Annotated in this window: 3 protein-coding genes; all 3 read left to right on the top strand. The window is 47.3% G+C overall.

Translation table 11 applies throughout. The annotated features are described in order from the left end of the window. The first annotated feature begins 66 nt into the window (after positions 1–66). The 3 genes from ACGG90_RS15350 (at position 67) to ACGG90_RS15360 (ending at position 3,104) form a co-directional block, all read left to right on the top strand. Positions 67–612, top strand: a complete 546-nt coding sequence (locus ACGG90_RS15350; protein ID WP_390410705.1) for a hypothetical protein — start codon at positions 67–69, stop codon at positions 610–612. Positions 613–1,080: 468 nt separating this feature from the next. Continuing rightward, positions 1,081–2,589 carry a primase C-terminal domain-containing protein gene (locus tag ACGG90_RS15355; RefSeq protein ID WP_390410706.1) on the top strand — a complete coding sequence of 503 codons (1,509 nt, stop codon included), beginning with the start codon at positions 1,081–1,083 and terminating at the stop codon, positions 2,587–2,589. A 266-nt stretch (positions 2,590–2,855) separates the two neighbouring features. Continuing rightward, positions 2,856–3,104, top strand: coding sequence for a ParA family protein (locus tag ACGG90_RS15360; protein ID WP_390410708.1), 249 nt, complete (start codon positions 2,856–2,858; stop codon positions 3,102–3,104). The last annotated feature ends 350 nt before the right edge of the window (positions 3,105–3,454 follow it).

The following is a 3,454-nucleotide window of genomic DNA, read 5'->3' on the forward strand; positions in this document are numbered from 1 at the left end:
CTTCTCGAATGTCCTGTCTCACATCGTTTTCCTCCTTGGTTACGATGTGATTCATGATATCAAAAAATGCAGGAAAACCGACAATTTCAAATCGCCATTTTCCTACATTTTATAGCCGCCATGTACAGTTGCGTAGGCGCGCGGGGCAAGCATCGGTCAGGCCGTGAAACGATCAGCACCGTAAGACAAGCGGGCTGTGCTTGGCTTGCGGTGCTGATCGCGGCAACTTTTGAGATTTGCAAGGCGAGCGCCAGCGAGCGCAAAGCTCAAAAGTTAGGCGGAAAACGCGCGCTTCTCAGCGCGGTTGCAGCCGGCCGCACCGCCTGCACCGTTGCTTTCCCCGTGCGCCGAAGCAGCATCTGTCCGGGCCGGGCCAAGATCCACACATTTTACGCTATGGTCTTCGTCGAGCTCCGCAGCCCAACGCGGCGTGATATAAGCCGTGACGCCACCAAGGCACAAACCGCCTTTGCGTCATCCCATCTTATATCAACCGCTAAGTTCGGGCTGCTCCGCTCTGGGTATAAAAAAAACGACCAAGCGGAAATCCGCTTGATCGCTTTGCAAAAATATTTGCATGAACGCCGTAGGACCAGCGTCTGCCAAGGGTAATCGCGAAGATTAACGCTTGGAGAACTGACTAGCTTTACGAGCCTTCTTCAGACCTGGCTCTGAATTCTATAACATCAATGGGTCTCAATCAACCTCAAAGCATTGTCCTCTCAACGTTAACTCCTAAGCGAATTTCAATGAGTTTGAATCAATATCAATGAATTACACTACATCCGCCCAAAATCGGGCCAATTTCAGAGAACGTAAGAAAACTACAACGAAGAAACTCACGTCTTTTGAATGATGCCGTCCAATTCAGATATTGGTTCAAATAACATTCTCCCCAAACAAAGCACTATGAATAGGAAGGGAATGTTTTGAACTTGATAGCAATACTAATATCAGATTTTCGTAGCATGGCACAGCGGATACTTGCAGGTACTTTGGTAAGTCAAATACAAGTTCTCGTATGGGAAAGGCCACCTCCACGATGAATTGTCGTCCATCACCTTTGGAGGAGGTCATCTCATGAAGCCGACACTTGAAACAATCGAGGCCACCATACTGCACGATGGCCTACGCAAATACAAATTCAAAAATAGCCAATCTTACTCTCAACCAACCGCTGAAGCAAATAAAGGTGCAATCTTCGCATGGCGTAGCAAGGCTAAAATGACGCTTGGCCAAGGCGTCGTGATCACTTCAATTGAAGCACTAGCGCAATCGCCAGATGAATATACTCATTGGACGCCAAATGTTTATTGCTATGGCACTTACACGGATAAAGTTCATCACATTACCCAAGGCCACACCGAGGCAAACCTCAAACAAGTCAATACTTTCACCGTAGATATCGATATTACGCCAGATACAGAATCATTCAGTGCCAACGATCTCCTACTAGAATCCCTGACGCTAGGGCTAATGCCCACCATGATCTTAAAAACGACGCGCGGATACCAGATGTTCTTTGTCCTCAGTGAACCGGCGTATGTCACGTCTCACTCTAATTTTCGGGTTGTTGCTGTTGCAAAGAAGATATCACAATCACTTCGCCAATACTTCGCCCAGAACTTTCCCGTGGATATGACCTGCAATCACTTCGGAATCTCACGAATCCCACGGACTGATAACGTTGAATTCTTCGACTCAAATTATCAATATGCATTCAGCAAGTGGATAGCTTGGTCTCTCAAACAAGCTAACGAGCCCAGCCATATCCATACGAGCACCGCTCACAGCAAGCACCCACACCGTCAAGTAGACGAGCCCTGGTTCACCTTGTTACTCAATCAATCAGATATCCTAGGCGCTAAGGGCCGATACGGGCGAAATAATGCCATTTTCACCCTTGCCTTAGCCTGCTATGCCTCAGAACTGAGTCACGCTAGCTGTTTTGAAATCCTCAATCGCTTCAATCTTCGTCTTCATCTCCCCATCTCGGCTAACGAACTCAAGAAAACGATCCGTAGTGCGTATTCCGGAGCATATAAGGCCGCAAGCCGCGCCTTCATTACCCCTTTACTACAGCAATGGGTCTCTTCAAACCTGACTGCCAAAGACCTATTTGGAAAACCGAATTGGGTAAAAGCCAAGCAACCGCGTGCTTCGCGCAAAAATAGCTTTCTGTCCGAGTGGAAGGCCGATTTTACAACCTTCTTAATGCGCAAGACTTCTACACAATCGCCTTTCCTTCAAACGACTCAAGCCCGCATCTCTGATTCGCTTGGTATCCCCTCTCGATCATTATCCAAACTCCTCAGGTTAATGCAGGCGACAGGCGAAATTATCTTACACACACGCCGTGGCCGCAACGGTGGTATTTCGATTGCCCATCGCGCCATTCTCGCGTCAACTGTTATCCAAGACAAGCAAGCTACAGCAATAGATTTTTTCTACCGCGTTGTCGCCATCTTGACGGAGACGCCAGTGTACAGAACTCGCCGCTACACATCGTCCTTCAGGCGCGCTTCTATGTGTACTCACCTTCGTGGACACACTTCGTCGGCTCCTGGGAGAGCGACGACTGGCTCGTAACCAATACTAGGTTACTGATATGGAAAAACGCGGGCTGCCGGCGAACATGCCTCCGTCCCAACTCATACCCATCAACACCACAACTTCGACAAATCATTGATAGCTACAATGCTATTAATAGCGTCGATTCTTTACAGCCTACTGTCTTTCCGATACCAATGATACAACGTTTCTAAACGATTGCTATCAATAGCAATAGCCAGTAATTTCGTAAACCTACTATTAATATTGATAGCAATGACACGATCAATAAGGAGGATTCTCTCATGGCAAAAGTCGTGGCATTTTCAACTAATAAGGGCGGGGTCCTTAAGACTTCGCTAGCAATCAACGTCGCTGGTGCACTCGCTTCACGGGGCAAGAAAATCTTGATTATCGATATGGACAACCAAGGCAATATCTCCACTAGCTTCAAACAAGATCCCGACCAATACGAGACGACCATCTACGATCTGTTGACAGACCTCACCGACAAGCATTTGTCAGATGCCATCTGGTGTTACCCTCAAAAGTGAGACAGCGAATCTAGTATAATAACATCAAACCTGGATTATTCATAGAATTTCAAAAAAGCAGCGCAATCCCATGATTCACACGGGACTGCGCTGCTTTGGTGTTTCACCCATTGGGTGCGCCTATATGCTAAGGTTAAGTCGACAAAAACCATCACGAAAGCGAGGCTTCACACCATCTCAACTTTAACCAGCTTATCCCTGCAATGCAATACCAATGTGACTGTGACCGCCGACGGCGGTCAACTTTCAAATGACGCCGGGCTCGTTTTGTTCCAAGAGTTTCTTCATCGTATCAACTTTAGGCAACTTGCCAATCAGTGCCTCAAGTTACCAGACCAACGACGATTCTG

It is taken from the genome of Lacticaseibacillus jixiensis, assembly GCF_042847315.1.
GTDB lineage: Bacteria > Bacillota > Bacilli > Lactobacillales > Lactobacillaceae > Lacticaseibacillus > Lacticaseibacillus jixiensis.

Coding starts and splice junctions, on each gene's coding strand:
- ACGG90_RS15350 (WP_390410705.1), top strand. CDS start 67: ATGCAGGAAAACCGACAATTTCAAATCGCCATTTTCCTACATTTTATA.
- ACGG90_RS15355 (WP_390410706.1), top strand. CDS start 1,081: ATGAAGCCGACACTTGAAACAATCGAGGCCACCATACTGCACGATGGC.
- ACGG90_RS15360 (WP_390410708.1), top strand. CDS start 2,856: ATGGCAAAAGTCGTGGCATTTTCAACTAATAAGGGCGGGGTCCTTAAG.